Raw genomic sequence first — 5961 nt, 5'->3', positions numbered from 1 at the left:
GTCCCACCCCCACGCCATGGGCGGGTGGAACCCCACCGGCTGGAACTTCGGCCTCTCCCCCGGCATGGGCGGGCGGGTGAAGCGCAAGCCCCCCTCCACCGGGCCGCTGCCCGTGCTCCACACGCGCGAGGACGTGGCGAAGCTCGTGGGCGTGGACGCGGCGGAGCTGGACGCGCTGATGCGCCCGGGCTCGGAGTCCGGCTCCGGCTACGTGGAGTTCGAGGCCCCCAAGCGCTCCGGGGGCGTGCGCCGCCTCTGCGCCCCGCGCGCGAAGCTCAAGGCCGTCCAGCGCGCCATCCTCGACGGCATCCTCGCGCACCTGCCCACGCACCCCGCCGTGCATGGCTTCGTGGCCGGGCGCTCCACCGTGACGAACGCCGAGCCGCACGTGGGCTCCACCGTGGTGGTGCGCGTGGACGTGGAGGACTTCTTCCCCACCGTGCACTACCGGCGCGTGAAGGGCCTCTTCGAGGCGCATGGCTACGGCGACGAGGTCTCCTCCGTGCTCGCCGGCCTCACCACGTGGCGGGCCCGGCTGAAGGACGGCACCGTGGCGTGGCCCGGCGTGCTGCCGCAGGGCGCGCCCACATCGCCCGCCATCGCCAACCTCGTCTGCCGCCGCATGGACGCGCGCCTCACCGCGCTGGCGAAGCGGGCGGGCGCGAAGTACACGCGCTACGCGGATGACCTGACCTTCTCCTTCCGCGAGCCGCCCGAGCGCCTGGGCCGCTTCCTCTGGTGGGTCAACTCCATCCTCCAGCAGGAGGGCTTCGCGGAGAACGCGGCCAAGCGCCGCGTCATGCGCCAGGGCGGCCGCCAGCGGGTGACGGGCCTCACCGTCAACCAGCAGGTCTCCATCCCCCGCGAGGAGCGCCGCCGCTTCAAGGCCATCCTCGCCAACTGCCGCCAGCACGGCGTGGAGTCACAGGCGCGCGGCCGGGCGGACTTCGCCGAGTGGCTCCAGGGCTATGCCGCCTACGTACGCATGGTGCACCCCGAGCTGGGAGAGCGCTGGCAGCGCGAGGTGAAGGAGCTGCTCGCCCGATGAACACCTACGAATCGCTGCTGGCGCGCATCGCCGCGGACCCCACCAACGACGAGCCGCGCCTGGTCTGCTCGGACTTCCTGCGCGCCACCGACGATGCCCGCGCCGAGCTCATCCAGGCGCAAATCGCGCTGACGGGGCGCCTGGACCCGGCCCGCCGCGGGGACTTCCAGCGGCGCGTGGCGGCGCTGCTGGAGGCCCACGGCGACCGATGGCTGAAGCCACTGCGCGACGCCCAGGCCCACGACGCGCGCTTCACCCGCGGCTTCGTCGAGGAGACACGGCTGTCCGAGGAGCAGCTCGCGAGGCACGGCCAGGCGCTGCTCACGCGCGAGCCGGTGCACCGGCTGCACGTGGAGACGCGGGACGGAAAGGGGCTGGCGCTCGCCGCCGGGCAGCCCTGGTTCGAGCAGGTCCGCTACCTCCGCCTGGAGGGTGGCGCGGTGGAGCAGGCGACGCGCGCGCTCGCCGCCGCGCCCCACGCCTCGAAGCTCCGCGGCCTGACGCTGGCCGGCGTGGATGACGAGGCCCTGCGGGCCGTGGCGGGAAGCCCGGGCCTCGGGGGCCTGCGCTCCCTGTGCGTCGCCAGCAGCGAGCTGTCCGACGACACCGCCGAGGCGCTGGCCAAGGGGAAGCTGGCGCTGGAGCGCCTCTACCTCTCCGGCACGGGCCTGTCCGACGAGGGCGCCCAGGCGCTGGCCCGCGGCAAGGGGCTCGCCACGCTCCAGCTGCTGGCGCTCAACCGCAACGCCCTCTCCGACGAGGGCGCGCAGGCGCTCGCGCGCAGCAAGACGCTCCTCGAGCTGACCCGGCTGGAGCTGTCGAAGAACGAGCTGAGCGAGGAGGGCGCGCTCGAGTTCCGCTCCGCCAAGGCGCTGCCGAAGCTGCGCCGGCTGGAGCTGCTGGACATGGACCTGGACCAGCGCGAGCTGGAGCCGCTGCGCAAGCGGCTCGGCGCGGGGCTGCGGCTCTGACGGCCCGCCCCGCGCGCCCGCCGCGTCAGGGCAGCGTCACCGGGCCCTGGTGGGGCCGATGCCCCGGCATGCCCACGCCGAGCGTGCCGTGGAGGTTGGAGCCCCACGCCATCACCGTGCCGTCCAACAACATGGCCACGGAGAAGTCCGCGCCGCCGGACACGTACTTCGCCGTCGCCAGGCCCTTCACGGGCACGGGCGAGTAGCGGGTGGCGCTCTCGCCGTTGCCGAGCTGGCCGTGCGAGTTGCGGCCCCAGGACCAGAGGCGTCCATCCTCCGTCACGGCGAACGAGTGCCGGGCCCCGGCGCCAATGGACGTGACTCCCGAGAGGCTCGCCACCACTTCCGGAGTCAGGCGGGGCTTGGCGGTGCCGCCGCCGAGCTGGCCCAGGCTGTTGTCGCCCCAGGCCCACACCGTCCGGTCCGAGCGCCGCGCCAGCGAGTGGTAGAGGCCGGCCTGGACCTCCTCCACCCCGGTCAGCCCCATCACCGGCATCGGAGACAGGCGCGTCGTGGTGGAGCCGTCCCCGAGCTGCGCGTAGGCGTTGTGGCCCCACGCCCACACCGTGCCGTCCTCCATCAGCGCCAGCGAGTGGTGCTCACCGCCCGCCACCGCCTTCGCGCCCTCGAGGTCCACGACACGCACCGGCACGGGGCTCTGCTCGACGGCGCCGCCCTCGCCCAGCTGACCGAAGCCGTTGTAGCCCCACGCCCACACCGTGCCGTCCGCGCGCACCGCCAGCGAGTGGTAGCTGCCGGCGGCGATGGCCACCACGTTTGTCAGCTCCACCACCTGCACCGGCGTCGTGCGCGTGGACGTGGTGCCGTCACCGAGCTGGCCGAAGCCGTTGCCGCCCCACGCCCACACCGTGCCGTCCGCCCTCAGCGCCAGCGAGTGGTACGCGCCCGATGACACCTGCTCCACCTGCGACAGCCCGGGCACCGCGGCGGGCGCCGCCCGGCTCTCCGTGGTGCCGTCCCCGAGCTGCCCGTGGGCGTTGTTGCCCCAGGCGTGCACGGTGTTGTCCGCCAGCAGCACCAGGCCATGCTGGTGCCACGCGCGCACCGTGAGCACCGCCGGGCGAATCTTGGGCCCCTGCACCTTCACCTCCACCGGCACCAGGCGCGGCCCCGAGGCCACCTCGCCGAGCTGCCCGTACTCATGGCTGCCCCACGTGCTCAGGCTCCCGTCGCGCAGCAACGCCACGGAGTGCTGCTCGCCCGCCGCCACGGCCACCGCGTCCGCGAGCCCCATCACCTGCCGGGGCACCATCACCGACGTGCAGGTGCCATTGCCGAGCTGGCCCAGCGTGTTGTCGCCCCAGGCCCACACCGTGCCATCGCCCGTCACCGCCAGCACGTGGTGCGCGCCCGCGGACAGGCCGACGACGTTCTCCAGCGCCTGGATGTGCTTGGGCAGGCTCTGGGGAATGTTGGTGCCGTCGCCGAGCTGGCCCGACGGGTTCGTCCCCCAGGCCCACGCCGTGCCGTCCGCGCGAATCGCCAGCGAGAAGGCACGCCCCGCGGACACGGTCTGCACCTCCTCCAATCCCCGCACCCGCACCGGCGTGGGGCTGGACGTGGTGGTGCCATCGCCGAGCTGACCGGAGCCATTGGCGCCCCACGCCCACGCCACGCCGTTGGCGTCCACGCCCAGGCCGTGCGTCTCGCCCAGGGCCACGGACGCCATGCCGCTCAGGCTCTTGAGCTGGAGGGGCGAGAGGCGGTCCTTCGTCGTGCCGTCGCCGAGCTGCCCCTGCGAGTTGGAGCCCCAGCTCCACACCGTGCCGTCCGCGAGCAGCGCCATGGACGACTCCCCGCCCGCGGCCACCGCCACCACCGCCGACAGCCCCGGCACCTGCACCGGCATGGCGCGCGCGGTGGTGGTGCCATCCCCGAGCTGCCCCCGCCCGTTCGCCCCCCAGGCCCACACCGTGCCGTCACACGCCAGCGCCAGCGTGTGCTGCAGGCCGGACGACACGCCGCGCACGCACGGCACGCCCCGCGCGGAGACGGGCCCGGCGCGGTGGATGGTGGTGCCGTCGCCGAGCTGGCCCGACGTGTTCTGCCCCCACGCCAGCACCGAACCATCGCCGCGCACCACCAGCGCGTGCGCGCGCCCCACGGCCAGCCGCGCCTCCCGGCCGAAGCCCCGCACCGGCACCGGCGTGCCGCTCCAGCTCGCGGTACCCAGGCCGAGCTGACCGTAGCGGTTGTAGCCCCAGGCGAGCACCGTGCCGTCCTGGCGCAACGCGAGCACGTGCAGGTGGCTGGCGCTCACGGACGTCACGCCCGACACGCCGGGCACCTGCGTGGGCGACTCGCGCGAGGCCAGCGTGCCGTCCCCGAGCTGGCCGTAGCCGTTGTAGCCCCAGGTGCTCAGGGTGCCACCGGCCCGCAGCGCCACGGAGTGAGAGCGCCCCCCGCTGACGGCGGTGACGCCCTCCAGCCCCGGCACCCGCACCGGGCGGAAGCGGTCCGTCCACGTGCCGTCGCCGAGCTGGCCGTCGGCGTTGTCGCCCCAGGCCCACACCGTGCCGTCGTCACGCGCCACCAGCGCGTGCGCGGCGCCCGCGGCCACCGCCACCACGCCCGTCAGCTCCGGCACCCGCACCGGGACGATGCGCTGCACGCCCGCGCCGTCACCCAGCTGCCCCTCGAAGCCCTCGCCCCACGCCCACACCGTCCCGTCCTTGCGCAGCGCCAGGGAGAAGTTGTTGCCGGCGGCCACCGCCCGCACCTCCGTCAGCCCCGTCACGCGCACCGGCGAGAGCCGGTTCACCGTGGTGCCGTCGCCGAGCTGGCCCTGCGCGTTGTAGCCCCAGGCCCACACCGTGCCGTCCGTCTTCAGCGCCAGGAGGTGGCTGCCGCCGGCCGCCACCGCTTCCACGTCCGTCAGGCCCGGCACCTGCACCGGCGAGACGCGGTCGGTCCGCGTGCCGTCGCCGAGCTGCCCGGACGCGTTGCGCCCCCACGTCCACACCGTCTTGTCCAGGCGCACCGCGGCCGAGTGGTGGGTGGCCGCGGCGACGGAGACGACGAAGCCGGGCACCGGCACGCGCACGGCGGCGTGGCGCTCGGTGGTGGTGCCATCCCCGAGCTGCCCGTAGAGGTTGCGCCCCCAGCCCCACACCGTCCCGTCCTCGAGCGAGGCCAGCGCGTGGAAACTGCCCGAGGCGAGCGACTGCACGCCCACCAGGCGCAGCACCGGCTCCGGGGAGAGGTGCCGCTCGGAGCCGCCGTGGCCGAGCTGCCCGAAGGAGCCGCCGCCCCAGGACCAGAGCGTCCCGTCCGCGCGCGTGGCCACCGCGTGCTGCGCTCCCGCCGCGAGCGCCGTCACCGCGCCCACGCCCCGCACGGCCACCGGAGAGAGCCGGTCCGTGGTGGTGCCGTCGCCGAGCTGCCCGTGGGTGTTGTAGCCCCACGCCAGCACGGCGCCCGTCTTGCGCAACACCAGCGAGCCGGAGTCCTGTGCGGCCACCGCCTTCGCGTCCGTCAGGCCCGGCACCTGCACCGGCGAGACGCGGTCGGTCCGCGTGCCGTCGCCGAGCTGCCCGGACGTGTTGCTGCCCCACGTCCACACCGTCCCGTCCGTGCGCATCGCCACCACGTGGTAGGTGCCCGCGGCCACCTGGGTGATGGCGTTGAGGTTGGCCACCTCCTTGGGGAGCGAGCGCTGGGTGTAGGTGCCGTCTCCGAGCTGCCCGGAGCCGTTGCCGCCCCACGTCCACACCGTCCCATCCTCACGCACCGCCACGGAGAAGTCGTAGCCCGCGGCGAGCGCCACCACCTGCGTCAGGCCCTCCACCGGCGCGGGGACCGGATCGTCCTGGGTGCCCGCCCGGCCGAGCTGGCCGAAGGAGTTGCCGCCCCACGTCCACACTGTCCCGTCCGCGCGCAGCGCCAGGGAGTGGAAGTCTCCCGCCGCCACCCCCACCACCT

The 5961-nt window shown here is 74.9% G+C and carries 3 protein-coding genes; 2 read left to right on the top strand and 1 reads right to left on the bottom strand.

All coding sequences use genetic code 11. The annotated features are described in order from the left end of the window. Positions 1-1048: reverse transcriptase family protein (locus HG543_RS50590; protein WP_169352164.1), on the top strand; the 1048-nt coding region annotated here is incomplete at its 5' end. After that, positions 1045-2019, top strand: a complete 975-nt coding sequence (locus tag HG543_RS50585; RefSeq protein WP_169352163.1) for a TIGR02996 domain-containing protein — start codon at positions 1045-1047, stop codon at positions 2017-2019. The genes HG543_RS50590 and HG543_RS50585, both read left to right, overlap by 4 nt. A gap of 25 nt (positions 2020-2044) precedes the next feature. Here the strand turns inward: HG543_RS50585 and HG543_RS50580 are convergent. Further along, positions 2045-5961 (bottom strand): RCC1 domain-containing protein (locus HG543_RS50580; protein ID WP_169352162.1); only part of this gene is annotated, 3917 nt, incomplete at its 5' end.

The organism is Pyxidicoccus fallax (assembly GCF_012933655.1).
Taxonomy (GTDB): Bacteria; Myxococcota; Myxococcia; order Myxococcales; family Myxococcaceae; genus Myxococcus; species Myxococcus fallax.
This window is presented reverse-complemented; position numbering and strand designations above follow the sequence as displayed.